Here is an 18,710-nt window from a genome sequence, read left to right as displayed (position 1 = left end):
GGCCCGGCTTTGCCGGGCCAGACTGCTGACAAACCCTCGCCAAGTGCGAGGGTTTTTTTTGATCGCATGATGCCGAAAACGCCGACGCCCACGCAGCACGAACTCGAGAGGGTGACGCTGGAGGAACGCGTGCCGAAGAACCACTTGCTGCGCCAGATCGACGCGACGTTGGATTTCGAATTCATCCAACGGTGGCGCATCTGTCTGTGCGGACAACGGGCGGCCAGCGCTCGATCCAGTGGTGATGTTCAAACTGTTGTTCATCGGCTACTTGTTCGGAGTACGCAGCGAGCGGCCACTGATGCGCGGGGTCCAGGTCAATGTCGCCATCCCTGGTTCGCCCGGTTCCGGCTGACCGACAAGGTGCCGGATGCCTCGACGTTCTCGCAGAATCGCCGGCGGCGCTTCACGGACACGGCGGTGTATCAGGAGATCTTCGACGCGTTCGTGCGGCAAGCAATGAAGCGCGGGCTGGTCGACGGTCGGGGGCTGTACAGGACAGCACGCATCTGAAGGCGAACGCGAACAAGAACAAGTTCGACGTGGTGAGGCTGGAGCAGACGCGCCCAACAATCGTTCAATCGGACAATGCGCATCAGTTCACCACGCTGCGTGCGATGCGTTCCGCTCCGGCCATCACAAGTTCCGACAAACGCCGAACCTGTTTCGGATTCATTCGCGTAACTGGCGTCGAGATTCCCAATGCCGCAACGGGACCGCGAGTAGGGTGGCGAATTGCGGTAGCCACTGAGCACACGCCCGACTGGCTTTCCTCGAAGTTGGTCGCATAGCCCCGCTTACGCACTTCGTCGAGCTCTTCTTCCAGAGCCAGCCGTTGGGTGATCGTGCTGCCCGTGAAGGATTGAAGAGGGTCGCGAGGATACAGCGTCCGCACGGCCTCGATGGGCAGTTCCGCTAACATCGCCTTGCCCGCGCTGGATGCGTACGCAGCGAAGATGTTTCCGACCGGCACCGACACACGAAGCGCTTGATTGCTTTCTATCGCGTCGATGTAGCGTACGTTGCCGTCTTCGAGAAGAGCCAACTGAACTGTTTCTCCGGTTTCGGACGCCAGTTCTTCCAGTATCGGACGGGCAATCGTTCGAATATCCATCCGCTGGACTGCTGCGAGGCCAACCTCGACAAGCGCGTTGCCGGGTTTGTAGATCCGCGACACGGGGTCCTGAGTCACAAACCCGTGGTAGACGAGCATTGCCAATAGTCGATGCACTGTCGAGTGCCCAACTCCGAGTTCTTCCTTGGCATCAGAAAGGCGAATCTGATTGGTGCGCCGAAACATGAGCAGGAGCCGCAGCACGTTGTTGACGGACTCGAGCATGTATCGAGGCGCAGACGACGTGGGGGACGTTACTTCATCGGTAAGTTCGCCACTAGTGGCAGATTGTTCGAGCAACTCTTTCTGCAAGGCGGAAACCTTGTCGGTCTTGCGAGGCTTGCGCGTGGCGCTTGCGGTATCAGACATAGGGAAGAATCCAGTTCGAAGAGCGTTGTGCCCCGTTGCAGGAAACATATACGTCGAGCAGCTAGTTCGTCAACGAGGCGATGCGCTTGCAGGAAATATCATTAAAAAAACCAATAAAATCAATGAGATGTAGACTTAGTCTAATCGGGGTCGTATCGGGGCTCTGCTGATGCAACGCCCGGTTTCACCTTCAGCCGTCGTTCTCAGCTTAGATCGTATTTTCTGCATAGAAGAAATCATTTCTCAAAGTTCTTGACCTTTCATGTCTTCTTGCAGAAAATGATTTCTGTCATGTGGACATTCGCAGCGAGCAACACCGCTGGGTCCCAAAGCAACGGTGTGACTTCAACGCAGAGAGCGGGAGCACACTGGCTTACAAGTAAATGCGCCCAATCAGGAGGCGAAGATGGACAGGAGACAAAGTTGGCGATGCTTGGCGCACCGCCAACCGCATTCGTCGGCAGCCGCATCAATTGACACACGAATTCAAGGTGCCGCGACAGCCCATGCGTTGGCGCGAGAGCCCATGTTCAACGAATTCGAAATGGGGAGTGCTGTCCCGCAACCGCGCAGTTGCCGCGCCGGGGTGCCGCTGACCCGATTACGTCGGACGAGGAACTGCCGCATGGATCCACGGCAACCTCGAGATCCGACGCGATTGCCACTCCCGCTTCCAAAGTATTCGGCTGGCTCTCGTACGGGGGCGGCTCCGTATCGATCACGGCGGCCCGGCAGCACGTGCCTCGGATATTTGTCTGGAGCGATCCGGCCATGCAGCGGACCCTGACTTTGCGCATGCGCGATCGGCTACGAATCGCCGTTGCCACATAAATACACGAAACCGTTCCGATGTGACTGGGGATGACTATCGACCCATCAGCGATTCAACACACCATTCAGATACTCATAATGGGAATCGATACATCGATCGGGCGAGACGAATCACTGAATGAGCAATTCGTGAATTAATAGATCAAGGAGACAAAAAATGACAAACGAGACGAAAGTCGGTAAGCCTGCTCCGCAACTCTGGACGCGTGAAGGGTTTGCTGGCCCGCTGTCGGTCGTAGCGCGTCCGGCATACGGACCTGACTATATTTCGGTTGAAGGGGTACACGCACCACGCCGCTCGGTACTGGATCGCATGGCGCCGCGCGACCGAGATGATGTCGATGCGCTACCTTCTGTCGTCGCGACGTCGAAGCTCGGTGTGCGCATCTTGGTCTCTGGGCGTCGCGAAGCGATGCCGTTCGTGGTTCGCAATGCCGAGGCCGACGAAATCCACTTCATTCAGACGGGAACGGTCAGGTTCGACACAGACGTTGGCACCCTGACGGCGGAAGAGGGCGATTTTGTCTGCATCCCGCGCGCCGTTGCCTATCGATTCACCCCGGTCGGTGCCGCGATGCGCAGCTTGATCATCGAAAGCCCTTCGGCGTTGAATCTCACACCACCCGCGCCGTTTGGCATGGTCAACTTCGCTCGCGACGTGAAGCATGCCGAGATCAGCGCCGATATTCCGCTGGGTGGGGCGACGCGTTTGGTTTTGAAGACCGCGGATGGTGAGCAGACGGTGTATACGCTGCCCCATGATCCGCTTGCGGTTAGTGGCCGGATGTCGGCAAACGTCCCCGTCTGGAAGCTGAATCTGGCGAAAATCCAGGTTCTCACCTATTTGCCGGATGGCGGGCCGCCTAGTGCATTCCTTTCGTCTAAAAACGGTGAGCTGTTGATGTTCACTCTCAGTGCACGGGTCACGAATCGGCCACCTGTTCATATCAACGCCGACTTCGACGAAATGGTTTGCTACGTGCGCGGACCCGGTGCCTGGGGAGGTTGCGCCGAACCCGGAACGCTCACGTGGGTGCCGAAGGGCGTCGTCCATCATGGGCCGTCCGAGAATGTTCCGGAAGGCTACCTCGCCTGGCTGCTGGAAACTCGCGCAACGTTGCGATGGACGCCGGAAGCGATCGCGGCTTCGGAACTGATGGAAACGGGTGAATACGGTCCGCATCCGAGCGTACACAAATAAGTAGTGGTGCGACGCAAGCCGTCGCCGCCGGACAGTATCCGATTGGATTGGATCCGCCGTAGATCGGCTTAACGATGAAGGCTAGAGGCAACTTCGCATTCCTCAATGCTGGATTGAAACTTGAGAAGGAGAATCACCATGATCGAGAAACTTCCGCTGTGGGAAGCCGCCAAGCGCGAAATGGAAAACTATCACTTTGTGGCCGAAGCGGAAACGCAGCCCAAGTGGGACGTGTCGCCGAAGATCGCGATCAATGTCGCCGTCGCTGGGCGATTCGACGACGGTAAGCCTACGTCGATCCAGAACTACGTCGACGAAGCATCGCGAGTGATCGAAGCTGGCGCGTGCGGTATCCACATCGATTTCACGTGGGTGACCGATGATAAGGGGCGGCGTCTCGATCGCGATCTTCCGCCGGTCGAAGCTTACTCGGCGGTTCTGGAACCGCTGCGCGCACGCTTCGGGAATGCGTTCGTTTCGAATCTCAACGTGCTGAACGGTACGAGTTTCGACGTCTGCGTAAGCCCGGCTCGGGAAGGCCTTGCAGAAGTAGCGCCGTGTGCACCCGGTCATCCGGAAGCGTTTGCCGTGCCGGCAGTGCAGGCGCTCGAAGATGCTGGCGTGAAGCCGGAGCTCGCGGTACACAGCTCGGGTGAAATCGAACTCGCAAAGCGTCGATTCATCGATACCGGCATCCTGACCAAGCCGTACAACTGGCTGATTCTTTATGGCCTGCCGTTCAATGTCGGTCGCACGCTGGTATCGGGCACCTGGGTCAGCAACGCGCAAGACATGACGCGCCACATGTTCCTGATGGTTGATCAGATCCGTCAGATCGATCCGACCTCCGTCATCACCGTATGCGCGGCCGGGCGAGCCAGTCTGTACATGACGACGCTGGCAACGATGCTGGGCTTGCACATCCGGGTCGGCACGGAAGACACGCCGTGGAAGTACCCGAACAGCGATGAACGCCTGAAGGACAACCTGGAAATGTTCCAGATGGCGAAAGATATCGCGGGCATGCTCGGACGCACGCCGGCGACCGCGAACGAGTATCGGGAGCTGATCGGCAAGCCGGCGAAGGCCTAACTTCACGGACGTCGCGGGATGACATCGTGTGGTCGGCCCGCGGCATCGATACAACAGTATTTCATTAATCCCAGGAGACATTCATGGTTACCGATACGGCAACGACGGCATTCGAGTTCGCAACATCCCTGTATGAGGTGTGCGATTCGATGGACGAGCAACGGTTCGCGAGCTTTCTGACTGAAGACTGCCGGTTCGTTTACGCCAACAGTGAGCCGGTTGTCGGGCGTAATGAGGCTGCGGCTTACGTGGCAGGCTTCATGGCGCTCATCGCGGGTATCAAGCACAACCTCGTCGAAGTGTGGCAGTGCGACGACGTGATCGTCTCGCGAATGAACGTGACCTACACACGCAAGGACCAGACGAAGCTGACCGTTCCTGCTATGACGGTCTGGCGTATGCGCGGTCAACTCGTTGCCGAGTATCTCATCTACGTTGACGTCTCGCCGCTGTTCGCGAGCTGATACACGGGAGGTTCGAAATGCGACGGGATCTGGAAGGAAAGTCGATCATCGTTACTGGCGGCGGAACCGGAATAGGACGCGCTGCGGCGATCAAGTGTGCGTCCGAGGGGGCGTCGGTTGCGGTGGCCGATATTAGTATCGTGGCAGGGCGAGACACGGTCTCGGCGATTACCGAGCGTGGCGGTAATGCGGTATTTATTCAGACGGATGTCGCTGACGAGAGCCAAGTCGAAATGATGGTGCTGTCGGCGATCGAGGCGTTTGGGCGGCTCGACGGTGCTTTCAACAACGCCGGCCTCTCCCAGACAAACCTTCTTCTGCACGAACTGACGGAGGGCCAGTGGCGCCGCATTCAGGGCGTCAACTACGACGGCGTGTTCTTCTGCATGAAGCATGAAATTCGCGCCATGCTGCAGTCCGGAGGAGGGGCGATCGTGAACGTTTCCTCTTCGTTGGGGCGCGTTGCCGTGCCGCGAGCGGCCGAATATTGCGGCTCGAAAGGAGGGGTACTCGCGATGACGAAGGGCGCTGCTGTGGACTACGGAACGCACGGGATACGCGTGAATGCAGTCCTTCCAGGCGTTACTCGGACACCGATGGTCGAATCGCTCGCCACGCACCCGGCGTTCGCCGATTTGCTGCCGCGGCTGGAAGCACGCCATGCAATGAAACGTCTCGGCTCCCCGGAAGAAGTTGCGGAGGCCGCAGTGTGGCTGCTTTCGGATCGAGCGTCGTTCGTTACTGGGGCTGAATTGGCCGTGGACGGTGGCTTCCTCGCTATGTAACGCATGCTGATGCGCTGCCAACACACCAGCAACACTGCAGGAGTGAATGATGAGTCAGGGAGTAGGTAAGGGCCGGTTGGCAGGGAAGGTGTGTGTCATCACTGGTACGGGCGGCAGTAATGGATTATCAACACGGCGTCGTGCGCTGCATACCAAACCTATCCGACACTCCCGGCACTGGCTCACACGGCAGCAAAGGGCGCCGTTGTCTCGCTGACACGTCAGCTCGCGCTGGAGGGGCGTTTGAACGGTATCCGTGCAAACTCGATCTCGCCGGGTCTGATCGAAACCAACTAGACGCGGATGCTCCTGTCGGAGCCGGATCTGTCCAAGCCAATGCTCGAGAAGATCATGCTGGGACGATTGGGGCAGCCGGAAGACGTTGCGGCTGCGGCTTTGTTTCTCGCGTCGGATGAAAGCTCTTTCATTACTGGAACTGACATCCGGGTAGACGGCGGCATGACGGCGTGGTGATCAATAACCTTTAACCCGCGTCGCCGCAGGATGGCAGAAGGACCATAGTTGATCGTCGCGTCAGCTTAATAGCAAGGAGGAGGGAGCCGATAAAATAATAAGGATTACATAGTTATAGGCATGGTCGGATTGATCCGAATTAGACAAAGTAAAACAACAAAGTAGTCCAGAAGCGCGGTATTTCGCGAAGTGGATCAAGCCGCGAATAAGGTAATGGAGACATGATGGAACAGCGTAGAGTCATTTCGCTAGCCTTGGTGATTTCAGCCGGCATGGCGAACGTGTGTGTCGCAAGCACCGGCATCTATTCGACCGGATACGGCACGCGTGAGCAAGGGATGGGAGGGGTGGGCATCGCAACCGGAGAGTCGGCGCTGGCGCCGGCAGAGAACCCGGCTGGTATTGCGTTTACCAGTGATCGGCTGGAAATCGGTGGTGGTCTGTTCGTCATCCACGGAGGCGCACAAGACAATGGCACGACGTACAAGGCGCGGACCGGCATCACGCCGATGCCCGAGTTCGGTTATGTGAAGTCATTGTCTCCGTCGCTTGTATTCGGGGTGGCGTCCTGGGCATCGGGCGCGGCGATGAGTTATCGAGCACCGTACCGCGGCATTCCGGGAAATTCGAACACGTTTGCACAGGGCATCTTCATGCACGTGGCACCGACCGTTGCGTATCGCTTCGGTGCGCAAAGGAACCATGCAATTGCGCTGTCCGTGGTCGGGGCACTGTCGACCATCGACGTCGAGGGGATCGAGGCTCAAACCGGACAGTCGAACCAGGGTCGTAACTGGACGCCTGGATACGGCTTCAAGATCGGCTGGATGAGCCAGATCACATCTCAGCTGTCGATGGGGGCGTTCTACGCGTCAAAGATCCGGTACACACCCTGGCACAAATACGAACACATCTTCGCCGACGGAGGACGGTTCGAAGAACCGGAACAGTACGGTATCGGCATCGTCTTTCGTCCGACGCCGAAGTGGCTGCTCGGATTCGACTGGATCCGTTTCAACTATGGCGGCACGCACGTGCTCGGCAATCCAGTCACTTTCTCTGCTCCGCTCGGTGCTGCGAACGGCGCGGGATTCGGCCTGACCAATATCAACGCTTACCGCTTTGGCGTGCAGTACGACGTGACCGACAAGTTGACGCTGCGGGGAGGCTTCGAGATCACGAACCAGCCCGTGACACCGGCCAATACGGCGTTCACGTTCCTTGTTCCCGTGACACTCAAGCGTACCTACACGGTTGGTGCGAGTTACCGCGTGAGCAAACAGTCGGAACTGTCGTTTGCGTACGCAATTTCGCCGCGTGTACAAGTGAACGGGACCGGTCTCAGTGCCAGAATCAACTCATTTGGTCAGAACAACTTCGTCGCGTTCACTTATACAAGGAAATTCTGACGGCAGACAAAGCCGAAACGACAGATGCACGGACGACATATCGTAAGCGAGGTCGTGCCTTGTCTTTTGAGGTGACAACGTAACTCTGTCGAATCTGCGGTTGTGAATCAATCAAAAGAATTGACAGCGGGCACGGGCGGCGTCGCTGCGGCGTCCGATGTCGACGCGAACAGGAGCGGAGATGAAGAATGGTCGTAAATGGAATCTTGCAATGTGCCTTGCGGGAACTATCGGCGCTGCGCATGCGCAGAGCTCAGTGACCTTGTACGGCGTCTTTGACCAAGGCGTGCTGGCCGCGACGAACGTCCATGGAGGGCATCTCTACCAGTCATCGAGCGGATGGTTATCCGGGTCGAGATGGGGCATGCGTGGAGCAGAAGATCTCGGCGGGGGCACCCAGGCCATCTTTGTTCTCGAGAACGGCTTCGACGGATCCAGTGGCGCAGCATTGCAGGGAGGGCGCGAGTTTGGCCGAATGGCCTATGTCGGCTTGGCAAATCCGTATGGAAAGCTAACCTTCGGACGGCAGTACGACATGGTCGTGGATCACCTCGCCTATTTGGGCATGATTTCTGAAATCTGGGGTGGTGCGTTTGCATGTCATCCCGGCGACATCGATAATTTATGTAACAGCCGCCGAATGGACAACTCGATCAAGTACTCGAGCCCTACGTTCAACGGTTTGTCTTTCGGCGCTGCCTATAGTTTCGGAGGCACTCCCGGGGCTTTCTCGCGCGGCAGCATTTGGACCGCCGGCGCGGACTACACGAAAGGGCCACTGAGTATCGGAGTGGGCTATTTCAACGTGAATAGTCCGAATACAGTCTTCTACGGTGGCTCTGCGATTTCGGGGGCAACCACGAGCTTCACGAACGGATTGAGCGCCTCCCCGGCGATCAGCGGATTCGCGACAGCGAACAGGCAAGAGACATTTGCCGCGGGCGCGAACTATACGATCGGCTCGAGTACGATCGGAGCTTCGTATTCGTACACGCGCTTCGATGATCTCGGGGCCTTCCATGTTGCTGGTAGTCCGACTCAGGGTGGTAACGCGAGATTGCAAAATGCGGAGATACGGTATGCGATCAACGTCACTCCCTTCCTGTTGGCCGGAATCGCTTTCCATTACACCACTGTGGGGTCGGTCGGCGGGATCAGTGGTGCGCGATACCGGCAACTGAATCTGGGGATCAACTATTCGCTCTCGAAGCGGACTTCGCTATACGCGGTCTTTGCTACGCAATCCGCAAACGGAATGGACTCAACGGGTAAACCTGCAGTGGCTGCGCTGGCATTTGTGTCGGCATCGTCGTCAAACCGCCAGACTGCTGCGCAAATCGGGATTCGACATCGCTTCTGACGCGCTCGATCACGTACGGCTTATACGAAGCAAATGACCTGCGGTCACCATGACATGGGCGGCCGTGTGGAGCAGACTCAGTAGTGAAGGAATGGAGAAGACATGAACCGCGAAACAATCGATGTTCGGGAGTTCCTGGACGCCCAGAAAGGCTGCCGCTTGCAATGGGCGGTGGTGGCGCTCATCTTTGTGTTCTGCCTGGTGGACGGTTTCGATGCGACCGTGATCGGGTTTCTGGCTCCGGCGATCAAGTCGGAGTGGGGATTATCGGCAGCCGATCTCGCACCGATATTCGGATTTGGCATGGCGGGCCTGCTGGTGGGCGGATTGATCTGCGGACCATTGGCGGATCGATATGGACGCAAGCCGGTAATCGTTGCCGCCGTCGCATTTTTCGGTGTGACGACGCTCGGCGCGGCATTCGTCGATAACGTCAGGACGATGATCGCCCTTCGCTTTTTGACAGGAGTCGGTTTGGGCGGCGCGATGCCGATCGCCCTGACGCACTTGGCCGAATTTGCGCCGACCAACATGCGCGCACGGATGACGGCTTGGGCGGGCATCGGCTTCACGCTTGGCGGGGCGGCCTCCGGACAAGCTGTTGCCCATCTGGTTTCGCACTTTGGCTGGCGCGGCGTCATGATTCTCGGCGCGGCGTTGCCTATACTGCTGTGCGTACTGCTGATTGCGTTTCTGCCGGAATCGCTGCGCTACCTGGTCGTCAAGGATGTCGACGAATCGCGGATTCGCGCAGTCGTCGAGCGAATCGTTCCGGGCTTCGCGGGGAGGTTGATTCACCGTGACGTCGATACCGCCGCTTCCAAGCGCATGTCGGTCGCATCGCTTTTCCGGAAAGATCTGATCGCGACGACGGTGCTGATTTGGGTTACGTATTGCTGCAGCCTGTTCCTGTTCTATCTGATGAGCAGCTGGTTGCCGCTTATTCTCAGCAGTGCGGGGATGGCTACCCAGCGCGCGGCCACGGTATCGTCGATTTTCCTGCTGGCAGGTGCGGCCGGCATGCTGATGCTCGGCTTCGCGATGGACAAGATTCGCGGAGAGACGGTACTGGGCACTGCCTATGCAGCAGGTGCGGTCTTCGTCTGGCTCGTCGGGATGTCGAATGACGCAACTACACTGACTGCACTCATCGTCTGCTTCGGGTTATCGGTGGGTGGCGCGCAAAGCATCATTCCGTCATTGGTGGCGTCGTGTTACCCGACGCCGGCGAGAGCGACCGGAGTCAGTTGGGCGTCGGCGATCGGTCGGGTGGGCGCTTTCATCGGATCCATCGTGGGTGGCATCATGCTTAGCTTGCACCTGTCCACCGCGCAAATCTTCTCGCTGATGGCGATTCCGGCGCTGATCGCTTCCATTGCGTTGCTGGCGTTGAACCGTACCAGGCACCCAGCGACTGAGACCGTAATGAGCAAGTGATTGACGACGTTGCGTGACTGAGTACAGGAGAAACGAAGTGATACTGCAGCAGCGCTCACGGCGACTTCGACGTTCCAGGGGCGGCCGCGAACACCAAAGCGGCGGTCGTTAGAATCGTTCCACCGACAGTGGCGAACATTACATCGTATCCACCCGACCACTGTTGGATCATGCCCGCGACAGACGGTCCCAGCATTGCACCGAGTCTCGATACGCCAAGAAAGACACCGACCGCGGTGCCGCGCATCTCAGTCGGATAGGAAGTAGCGACGATATTGTTGAGCATGATCTGCGAGCCGACAACAAACATCCCCGCCGAAGCGACTGCGGCGGTAAGCCATAGATGACTTTTGACATTGGCTAACGCGACAATCGCAAGAGCGCCGAGTACGTAGCTGACCGTGATGACACTGCGACGATCGCGAAGTGTGTCGGCAATGACTGCGGTAGTCAGGCCTCCCACCGCGGCTGCTGCTGCAAGCAGCGAGCCGTATGCAAAACTCGTCGATAGGTCTTCGCCACGCTGCAACATGATCGTTGGTAGCCACGCGGACAACCCGTACGCGGAGAACAAGCTGAAGGCACCGGCGAACCAGAAACAGATGGACTGCGGAAGATATTCGCGTGAGAGCAACGTCAACGATGAAACCGGCCGACGTGGCAAAGCGGCGGCCAGCACCGGTTGTAACGATGCATAGCGAGAGGCGTGCTCCGGTTGGATCTTCGACATCAATGCTTTCAATTCGTCCCATCGGGAACGACTGGCAAGGAAGTGCGGAGATTCGGGCAGCAGATGAAAAATCACGGAGATCGGCAGCATCAGCGCACCGACGTAATACAGACATTGCCACCCGTAATGCGGGATCAGCCACGCAGCGATGAATCCGGCCGACGATGCACCGGCCAGCCAGCCGAGAGAGAAGAACCATGTTGTAAACAAATTGGAGACTCGCATCGGCGCCACCTCGTTCACGTAAGTGACGGCGACGGGCATCAAAAGGCCGAGTGCGATTCCCATGATGATCCGCAACGGAATGTAAGAAGCCAGATCGTGCGCGGTGAATGCGATCGCGAGGCTCATTGCTCCCGATGCCCAGCAACCAATGAGCAATACCGTTCGCCGACCAAAGCGATCGGAGAGAAAGCCGGAAGCGGTTGAGCCGATGGCAAAGCCGGCCAGACCGCTCGACAGCAGAAATCCCATATCGGTACGAGTGAGCTGCCAGGAGACAGCGACATCGTGAACGATATAGGCGGCGTTATAGAGGTCGTAGCCGTCGAATAGAAGAATCAGGGAGATCAGTAGCCCGAGCTGGATGTGGAAGCGACCGAGTGGCGCCGTACCTAGTTCGGCCAACAGATCAAGACCGCCTGACGAACTTGCTTCAGGCACCGTTGGAGTGGGGTTGTCAGCGCCCCAGGTGCAATCGTTTGCGTTGTCGGTTCCAGTGTGAGTGTTCACGCGATGTCTCCTTCCTCTGATTTCTCTTCTTGTCTTGGATGGTTGGATGACCGCGACATATCAGGCTGCGGTGTCGCGGTCATCGCCGGTGTGCTACGCGAGACGCGGCGCCTTTCGAACCGGGGTTGGCAGCGGTACACCGAGACCCGTACGTGTCGCGAGTTCGAGAATCTGCGTACCGAGCGCGAGATCGGATATCCCCATGCCCATTGCCTTGAACACGGTGATATCGTCACTGTCGCCGCGTCCGCGTTTGTTTGCGACCACGTCGCTCAGCGAAGTGACATCCGCCCAGCGACCGGTATCGCCGTATGCGCGAACGAATTCGGTCGAGAGCTTTTGCGCGCCAGCCAGATCGTCGACGACCGCGCGCGTGCACCGTGAGAACACGTCGCCTGCAAGCTCGATCCGCTCTTCGGTGATCGCGCCGACTGCATTCACGTGAGCCCCGCGCGCAATTTGCGACGCCGACAGGAACGGCTGCTTCGCTCGTGTGACCGTCGTGATGATCGGCGCGTCGTGCACGGCTTCGTCGACCGATTCTGCTTCAACGATTTCGATGTCGAACGATTCGCGTGCACGGGCGACGAAGGCACGGCGCTTCTCCGGGGTTGGGCTGAACACTCGCACGAGGCGCAGCGGACGAACTGCCGCCACGGCCGCGAGTTGCGCCAGTGCCTGCTTGCCGGTTCCGATCAATGCCAGGACGTCCGCGTCGGGTCGCGACAGCCAGCGCGTCGCGACGCCCGAAATACCGCCGGTGCGCATCTGCCCGAGCGCAAATGCTTCGATGATCGCTTTCAACTGACCGGTTGCAGCATCGAACAAGGCCAGGAGCGGGCAGGCTCCGCCGGTCGTATGTGCCCACGTCTTCGTTCCCACGATACCGTTGCCGGGAAACGCCGCGCCGATCGCATGCAGATTGTTTTCACCCCACGCGACATGCGTTTTGACCATGTTTTTAGCACCACCACTTGCCTGCATCGCAAGGCCGCGTTCGAGTGCTCCGATCGCATCCGGGAGGCTCATCAGCTCGACAACGTCCTGCTCGGGAATCCAGATTGGCGAAGTCATCGCGTACTTACTCCTCGAAGATTGAAGGAACGGGCGGTGCCAGTTGCAGCGTGTTCACCACGAGCGCATGGGTAACGTAGCGCCCGATCAACATTGCGAATGCCATCGCCTCCGACGGCGAAACGAGGCTCGCAAAGGCTTCGAATTCCTCATGAACACCGATACCACTCGCGTTGAGTGCAGCGATCGCATAGATCTGTGCTGCTTGCTCGGCATCCGACAACAGAGTCGCCGACTTGGGATCGAGTCGTTCGATTTCCGCGATCCATTCGCGAGTGAAGCCGAGCTTTACGCTCAGCCGTTCATGCTGGTGACGTTCGTAGCGGTTCTCCATGAAGCTCGCGACTGTCAATGCGCCCAGTTCCGTCAATCGATCCGGAAGCGCCTCCTTCAGAGCGTCTGTGAAATGCATGAATTGAAGAATCACTTCTGGCGCGTTGCCGGCGCACTTGAACAATTCGCCCAGGTAGCCGAGCCGTTTCACGCGAGGTTCAAGATAGGCGGCCAGATCGGGACGCAAGGACTCCATCTCGAGCCGTGGGATGTGGTTACTCATCGTTGTCTCCTTATGACAGACGATCGTCAGAACGCACCGGCGAGCACGCCGGCCTTGATCTCGAGGTAGTCGTCGATTCCGTACACGGAACCTTCACGTCCGACGCCGGACGCCTTGACTCCACCGAACGGTACGACTTCGGAGGAAATCGCACCGGTGTTGATGCCGACCATGCCGGTTTCCAATGCTTCGAATACGCGGATGATCCGGTCGATACGCGATGCAAAGAAGTAGCTCGCGAGCCCGTACTCGGTATCGTTGGCGAGCGCGATGCCTTCCTCCTCGGTGGCGAATCGGACGATTGGGGCAAGAGGGCCGAATGCTTCTTCGCGAAACATCCGCATCTCGGGAGTGACATTGCGAACGACGGTCGGCTCGAAGAAGTTGCCGCCAAGGGAGTGCGGTTTCCCGCCGACGGTAACGGTCGCCCCCTTTGTGTTTGCGTCGTCAATCAATGCACGGAGATGCACGATCGCTTCGGAGTTGATCAGCGGGCCTTGATCGACTCGATCTGCGGTTCCCGGGCCGACGCGCAATTGCAGGACCGCACGCTCGAATTCCTCGCAGAACACGTCGTACACACCGTCTTGAACCAGAATGCGATTGGTACACACGCATGTCTGGCCGGCGTTGCGAAACTTTGAGAAGATCGCGGCGGCAACGGCCTTCGGGATATCGGCATCGTCGAATACGAGAAAGGGCGCGTTGCCGCCCAGCTCCATTGACACCTTCTTGACCGTCTGCGCAGATTTGGACATCAGTTCCCGGCCGACCTCGGTTGAGCCGGTGAACGTCAACTTGCGCACGACGGGATTGCGGCAAAGTTCGTCGCCGATGCGGCGCGCATTGCCGGTGACGACGCTGATTACGCCGGCGGGAATGCCTGCTTCCTCGGCGAGGACGGCGAGTGCAAGCGCGGTGAACGGCGTGGCGCTTGCAGGCTTCAGTACGACCGTGCAGCCGGCTGCGAGCGCGGGGCCGACCTTGCGCGTGATCATCGCCGCCGGGAAATTCCACGGCGTGATCGCGGCACAGACGCCGACCGGCTGCTTGACGACGAGAATGCGATTGCCGTCCGCGGGGGCCGGAATGACGTCACCGTTGATGCGCTTTGCCTCCTCGGCGAACCACTCGATGAATGATGCGGCATAGCGGATCTCTCCGCGTGCTTCCGCTAGCGTCTTGCCTTGCTCCGACGTCAGGATCAGCGCGATGTCGTCGAGGTGCGTGATGATCTTGTCGTGCCATGCGCGCAGTAGTAGCGACCGGTGTTTCGCCGTTGTCCGCCGCCATGATTCCAGCGCGGTCGCGGCCTGATCGATGCCCTTGCGCACCATCTCGACGTCAAGGTCGGGAACGCATCCGATGACGTTCCCCGACGCCGGGTTGCGCACATCGATCGCTGCAGCGTCATCTGCTTCGACCCAGGTGCCGCCGACATAGGCGGCTTGCCTCAGCAGATCGGGACGCCGGAGGGCGGGAGCCGCCAGCTTGTGTGTTGGCATGTTCGTGACTCCGCGGCTTCAGATCAGACCCGCACGTTCAAGTACGTGGTCGAGGCGCTTTTCGAGATCGGGTGTCGCCGGCACCATTGGCAGCCGATGTTCGTTGGTCGGCAGCAAGCCGAGGCGCTTCATCATGTACTTGATTGGAATCGGGTTGGTGTCGAAGAACACGGACAGATTCAGCTCGAACAGGTCAAAGTGGAGCTTCCGGCCCGCCGCGAGATCGCCTCGGTCGACTGCCTCGCAAAGATCGGCGACTTTGCGCGGTGCGAGGTTGCCGACTGCATTCATCAACCCGCATGCACCGACCGCGAGCATCGGGAAGCTCAGTTCCTCGAGACCGACGAACACACGCCAGTCGGGGCCGAACGCGTCGAGCATATGAGTGACGAAACCCATGTCGTTGACGGCATGCTTCATGCCGACGAGATTCGGCACGCGGTCCCGGATTGCCTTGACGGTCGCCAGATCCATGTTCACCGCCGCGCGGCCGGGGATGTGATAAATCATCAGAGGCTGTTGGGTGCGCTCGCCGATCCGAGCGTAGTACTCGACCAACCCTCGTTGCGGCGGCTTGATGTAGTAAGGCGTGACGACAAGCAGCCCGTCGGCCCCGGCTTGGTCCGCATGCGAAGTCAGCTCGAGCGTTTCCGCGAGCGATTGGGAACCGGTTGCCGCGATCACCGGCACGCGGCCGGCGGCGGCTTCGATCGCCACGTCCACAAGGCGATTGCGCTCGGCGGTCGTCAGCGTGCTGGGTTCCGCCGTTGTGCCATTGACGAGCACACCGTGACCGCCGTTGGCGATCTGCCAGTCCACGAGCCGAGCGTAGGTATCGTAGTCGACCTCGCCGTTTCGGAAAGGCGTGACGATCGGGGTCATCGAGCCGCGCAGTGAAGAAAGCTTGTTCATCGATTGAATCCTCAGGCTGCTTGTTGGCGGTTGGTCTGGAAGCCGGTCTGGGTCCCGAGGAGAGCCGGCGCTTCCTTCAGGCTCTCTTGCCAGAGGAGCGATTCCATGTAGATGTTGAGCGGCTGATCCTGGATCGTCAGTTCGTACACAGGTTCGTCATGCGACGCGTGGTTGTGCACTGCCCAGCCGGGCGCCGACAGCATCAGATCGCCGGCTTTCCAGTCGTAGCGATTGCCCGCGACCATGCTGTGGCCGGAGCCAGAGAAGTAGTAGTTGATGGCGGCCGACACATGACGGTGCGGACGGTCGACGATCTTCGGCGGACGGATCGTCATCGTTGCGAAGAAGTTCGGCGTGATGCCGTTCGTGCGACCGGTCGTCGGGTTGTACATCATGTACAGCCGGCGCCCGATGTAGTCGCTGCCAAGCGCGGCGAGCTTGTCGAGTTCCGCCTTCACGTTTTCCCACGGGAAATGGAGCGGCTTGGATTCGACGACCTTGGGATTGATCAGCGTCTCGTACGGCATCAGCAATCCGCCATCAGTCCCGATCGGGAACGTGCCGAACGGGTTCTTTCGCTTCGGATCGTCGTCGGCATGGGTAATGGCAGGGCCCGGCTCGACATCCAGCGAGACGTCGAAGTCCGGTACATAGATCTCCATGTGCTGGAGTAGCGGAATGTTGGAGTAGACGAGCCGGACCTGGACGTCGTCCGTGTCATTGATGTGCTGATACGCGACGTAAGACGGATGGTTCCAGACGTCGTACTGACGAAACGCGATCGTGCGGCCGGCGACGACCGTACGGCCCCCGCCACGAATACAGAAGTTGACCTCGGTAGCGTTGTGACGCATGGGTCGCGTCGATTCGCCCGGCAACAGCACCTGCAGCATGACCTGAATGCCAGGCGCGAGACCCGGCGCATCTTTCCGCGCGGCGGGATGCACGATCAACGACTGGCGCCGCCCGTCTGCCGGTACGGGCAGGACCGAGAGGCGAGCCACTTCAGCTTCGATTTCCTCACGGGTGATGACGACAGGGTCCCAGTAATGATTGTCTCGGGGACGCTCTCCGGTCTGGTCGATAAACGATGCCTCGCGCCGTTCGAACGCGTGTTTCAACTCATGCATGACTGCCTCCGTGTTCATTGATGGAATTCGTGACACGGGCGCTTTGCGGCGCACCGTCCACATGCGAAAACGATAGACTTGCGCGATCTTTCAATCAAGATTGATAATTAAAATCAATATAAATACGTGAATGTCGCGGGCGTGTTGAGCCGAAGCGGGCGAGCGGCGAGATGTACAATTGATTGATTCAATTCGTCGAAGGAATATGTCGACCTATGCGTAAGGATTTGTTGACTCGGAGCGAGGTGCTCGAAATCCTCAACATCAAGGCGAGCACGCTGTACGCGTATGTGAGTCGAGGCCTGATCAAGACGGCACCGCATCCTGACGGTCGCAAGAGCTTGTATTCCCGGACCGACGTCGAACGGGTACGCAGCCGCAAACGCGGACGTCCTCCGCAGGTGGCTGCGGCTGAGTCGACGATGCACTGGGGGGCACCGGTGGTTGCGTCCGCAATTACGCAGATATCCGAGAGTGGGCCGCTGTACAGAACTCGTTCCGCGGTCGAAATGGCGCGTGCGGGTGTATCGTTCGAATCGGTCGTCCAATTGCTGATGACGGGGATGTGGCAGGACAACTTCGCGGCATGGCCTGCGATCGACACGCCGGACGACGTGAAGCAGCTGATGGACCACTATCAGACGTCGCAGATAGCTGACGACATCGGCAATCTGCTGGGCATGGTGACCCTGGCATTGGGTATGCGGGGCAGGGGGACGACGGAAATTGCGGATGGTGCATCGGTCCCTGCCGCGAGAATGCTGATGCAGACGATGGCAGGCTGCCTAGGATTCCTCCAGACACCGCGTCGTTTCGCAACGCGCGAGCCGTTTGAGTCGCTTGCGTCATTCATTCTTCGCATCAATCGCGTCGAGCCGGCCCCGGAGACGTTGCATGCGTTAAATGGCGCGATGATCGTATTGGCCGACAATGAACTGGCGCCTGCGACCTTTGCTGCTCGCATTGCGGCGTCGACGAATGCCGATCTGTTCAATTGTGTTGCTGCTGCCATCGGTTCGCATCTCGGCTTCTCGACGGGTACCGCCACGCACAAGGTCGAGTCTGCACTGCTGCAGTCGACGTCGGCAAAAGAACTGGTACAGCGCAAGAACCTCGTCAAGGAATATGGTGCGAGCCTCTTTGGGTTCAATCATCCGATGTATCCGGGGGGCGATCCGCGCGCCGACGTCATACTGGAGCTGGTCCGGTCGCTGCCGAAACTCGATGCCGGCACGCGTAACACACTTGCCTTTCTCGATGAGCTTCGCGTGCAACAGCAGGCACATCTGGGGGTAGCGATCGCGCTCGTCGTGCTGGCGCGTGCGTTGGGCATGCCTGACGGGGCGGCGACCGCGCTCTGGGTCTTGAGCCGGACGAGCGGTTGGGTGGCTCACGTACTGGAGCAGCGGACGATGGGCTTCCTGCTCAGGCCGCGCGCCAAATATGTCGGCAACACGATCATGCGCTGACCGATGCCTGTCAGGGCCGGTACGCACTGTTGCAAAAATCGTTATGGACCACTTGGTCCGAAATAG

15 protein-coding genes and 2 pseudogenes are annotated in these 18,710 nt (G+C 59.0%); 10 read left to right on the top strand and 7 right to left on the bottom strand.

Annotation, left to right across the window (positions count from 1 at the left end; all coding sequences use genetic code 11):
• Positions 1-69: 69 nt before the first annotated feature.
• A pseudogene (locus tag SB786_RS04705) lies at positions 70-566 on the top strand (transposase); the annotation flags it as partial.
• A 29-nt stretch (positions 567-595) separates the two neighbouring features.
• On the opposite strand, the gene SB786_RS04700 reads toward SB786_RS04705, so the two are convergent.
• Positions 596-1,483 (bottom strand): IclR family transcriptional regulator, encoded by an 888-nt coding sequence (locus SB786_RS04700; RefSeq protein ID WP_410726413.1) that lies wholly within the window; start codon positions 1,481-1,483, stop codon positions 596-598.
• Between the two features lie 988 nt (positions 1,484-2,471).
• Here SB786_RS04700 and SB786_RS04695 point away from each other — a divergent pair.
• The 8 genes and pseudogenes from SB786_RS04695 to SB786_RS04660 all read left to right on the top strand — a co-directional run bounded on the left by SB786_RS04695 (position 2,472) and on the right by SB786_RS04660 (position 10,536).
• Complete coding sequence (locus SB786_RS04695) at positions 2,472-3,515, top strand: homogentisate 1,2-dioxygenase (protein WP_410726412.1); 1,044 nt, start codon at positions 2,472-2,474, stop codon at positions 3,513-3,515.
• A gap of 138 nt (positions 3,516-3,653) precedes the next feature.
• Positions 3,654-4,607 (top strand): 3-keto-5-aminohexanoate cleavage protein, encoded by a 954-nt coding sequence (locus SB786_RS04690; protein WP_410726411.1) that lies wholly within the window; start codon positions 3,654-3,656, stop codon positions 4,605-4,607.
• An 83-nt stretch (positions 4,608-4,690) separates the two neighbouring features.
• Positions 4,691-5,071 (top strand): nuclear transport factor 2 family protein, encoded by a 381-nt coding sequence (locus SB786_RS04685; RefSeq protein ID WP_410726410.1) that lies wholly within the window; start codon positions 4,691-4,693, stop codon positions 5,069-5,071.
• Positions 5,072-5,088: 17 nt separating this feature from the next.
• Positions 5,089-5,856, top strand: a complete 768-nt coding sequence (locus SB786_RS04680; RefSeq protein WP_410726409.1) for an SDR family NAD(P)-dependent oxidoreductase — start codon at positions 5,089-5,091, stop codon at positions 5,854-5,856.
• 123 nt (positions 5,857-5,979) lie between these two features.
• Positions 5,980-6,330: pseudogene (locus SB786_RS04675) on the top strand (SDR family NAD(P)-dependent oxidoreductase).
• A gap of 221 nt (positions 6,331-6,551) precedes the next feature.
• The gene (locus tag SB786_RS04670; RefSeq protein ID WP_410726408.1) at positions 6,552-7,739 is read left to right on the top strand and encodes an OmpP1/FadL family transporter; all 1,188 of its coding nucleotides are present in this window, start codon (positions 6,552-6,554) and stop codon (positions 7,737-7,739) included.
• 181 nt (positions 7,740-7,920) lie between these two features.
• Positions 7,921-9,099 carry a porin gene (locus SB786_RS04665; protein ID WP_410726407.1) on the top strand — a complete coding sequence of 393 codons (1,179 nt, stop codon included), beginning with the start codon at positions 7,921-7,923 and terminating at the stop codon, positions 9,097-9,099.
• Between the two features lie 102 nt (positions 9,100-9,201).
• The gene (locus SB786_RS04660; protein ID WP_410726406.1) at positions 9,202-10,536 is read left to right on the top strand and encodes an MFS transporter; all 1,335 of its coding nucleotides are present in this window, start codon (positions 9,202-9,204) and stop codon (positions 10,534-10,536) included.
• A gap of 55 nt (positions 10,537-10,591) precedes the next feature.
• On the opposite strand, the gene SB786_RS04655 is transcribed toward SB786_RS04660, so the two are convergent.
• The 6 genes from SB786_RS04655 to SB786_RS04630 all read right to left on the bottom strand — a co-directional run bounded on the left by SB786_RS04655 (position 10,592) and on the right by SB786_RS04630 (position 17,175).
• Positions 10,592-11,998: an MFS transporter gene (locus SB786_RS04655; RefSeq protein WP_410726404.1), complete on the bottom strand. Its 1,407-nt coding sequence runs from the start codon at positions 11,996-11,998 to the stop codon at positions 10,592-10,594.
• 93 nt (positions 11,999-12,091) lie between these two features.
• The gene (locus SB786_RS04650) at positions 12,092-13,072 is read right to left on the bottom strand and encodes an ornithine cyclodeaminase family protein (RefSeq protein ID WP_410726403.1); all 981 of its coding nucleotides are present in this window, start codon (positions 13,070-13,072) and stop codon (positions 12,092-12,094) included.
• 7 nt (positions 13,073-13,079) lie between these two features.
• The gene (locus SB786_RS04645) at positions 13,080-13,628 is read right to left on the bottom strand and encodes a carboxymuconolactone decarboxylase family protein (protein ID WP_410726402.1); all 549 of its coding nucleotides are present in this window, start codon (positions 13,626-13,628) and stop codon (positions 13,080-13,082) included.
• 26 nt (positions 13,629-13,654) lie between these two features.
• Positions 13,655-15,133, bottom strand: a complete 1,479-nt coding sequence (locus SB786_RS04640; RefSeq protein WP_410726401.1) for an NAD-dependent succinate-semialdehyde dehydrogenase — start codon at positions 15,131-15,133, stop codon at positions 13,655-13,657.
• Positions 15,134-15,151: 18 nt separating this feature from the next.
• A complete protein-coding gene (gene dapA / locus SB786_RS04635) occupies positions 15,152-16,045 on the bottom strand; it encodes a 4-hydroxy-tetrahydrodipicolinate synthase (RefSeq protein ID WP_410726400.1) in 894 nt (297 codons plus the stop codon).
• 11 nt (positions 16,046-16,056) lie between these two features.
• Positions 16,057-17,175 carry a cupin domain-containing protein gene (locus SB786_RS04630; protein ID WP_410726399.1) on the bottom strand — a complete coding sequence of 373 codons (1,119 nt, stop codon included), beginning with the start codon at positions 17,173-17,175 and terminating at the stop codon, positions 16,057-16,059.
• 215 nt (positions 17,176-17,390) lie between these two features.
• Here SB786_RS04630 and SB786_RS04625 point away from each other — a divergent pair, with 215 nt between their 5' ends.
• Complete coding sequence (locus tag SB786_RS04625; protein ID WP_410726398.1) at positions 17,391-18,644, top strand: citrate/2-methylcitrate synthase; 1,254 nt, start codon at positions 17,391-17,393, stop codon at positions 18,642-18,644.
• Positions 18,645-18,710 lie beyond the last annotated feature (66 nt).

The sequence above is a fragment of the Burkholderia sp. SIMBA_062 genome (assembly GCF_046534765.1).
GTDB lineage: Bacteria > Pseudomonadota > Gammaproteobacteria > Burkholderiales > Burkholderiaceae > Burkholderia > Burkholderia ambifaria.
The sequence above is the reverse complement of the archived record's forward strand: the minus strand, read 5'-3'. Positions and strand labels throughout refer to the sequence as shown.

Coding starts and splice junctions, on each gene's coding strand:
- SB786_RS04700 (WP_410726413.1), bottom strand. CDS start 1,483: ATGTCTGATACCGCAAGCGCCACGCGCAAGCCTCGCAAGACCGACAAG.
- SB786_RS04695 (WP_410726412.1), top strand. CDS start 2,472: ATGACAAACGAGACGAAAGTCGGTAAGCCTGCTCCGCAACTCTGGACG.
- SB786_RS04690 (WP_410726411.1), top strand. CDS start 3,654: ATGATCGAGAAACTTCCGCTGTGGGAAGCCGCCAAGCGCGAAATGGAA.
- SB786_RS04685 (WP_410726410.1), top strand. CDS start 4,691: ATGGTTACCGATACGGCAACGACGGCATTCGAGTTCGCAACATCCCTG.
- SB786_RS04680 (WP_410726409.1), top strand. CDS start 5,089: ATGCGACGGGATCTGGAAGGAAAGTCGATCATCGTTACTGGCGGCGGA.
- SB786_RS04670 (WP_410726408.1), top strand. CDS start 6,552: ATGATGGAACAGCGTAGAGTCATTTCGCTAGCCTTGGTGATTTCAGCC.
- SB786_RS04665 (WP_410726407.1), top strand. CDS start 7,921: ATGAAGAATGGTCGTAAATGGAATCTTGCAATGTGCCTTGCGGGAACT.
- SB786_RS04660 (WP_410726406.1), top strand. CDS start 9,202: ATGAACCGCGAAACAATCGATGTTCGGGAGTTCCTGGACGCCCAGAAA.
- SB786_RS04650 (WP_410726403.1), bottom strand. CDS start 13,072: ATGACTTCGCCAATCTGGATTCCCGAGCAGGACGTTGTCGAGCTGATG.
- SB786_RS04645 (WP_410726402.1), bottom strand. CDS start 13,628: ATGAGTAACCACATCCCACGGCTCGAGATGGAGTCCTTGCGTCCCGAT.
- SB786_RS04640 (WP_410726401.1), bottom strand. CDS start 15,133: ATGCCAACACACAAGCTGGCGGCTCCCGCCCTCCGGCGTCCCGATCTG.
- dapA (WP_410726400.1), bottom strand. CDS start 16,045: ATGAACAAGCTTTCTTCACTGCGCGGCTCGATGACCCCGATCGTCACG.
- SB786_RS04630 (WP_410726399.1), bottom strand. CDS start 17,175: ATGCATGAGTTGAAACACGCGTTCGAACGGCGCGAGGCATCGTTTATC.
- SB786_RS04625 (WP_410726398.1), top strand. CDS start 17,391: ATGCGTAAGGATTTGTTGACTCGGAGCGAGGTGCTCGAAATCCTCAAC.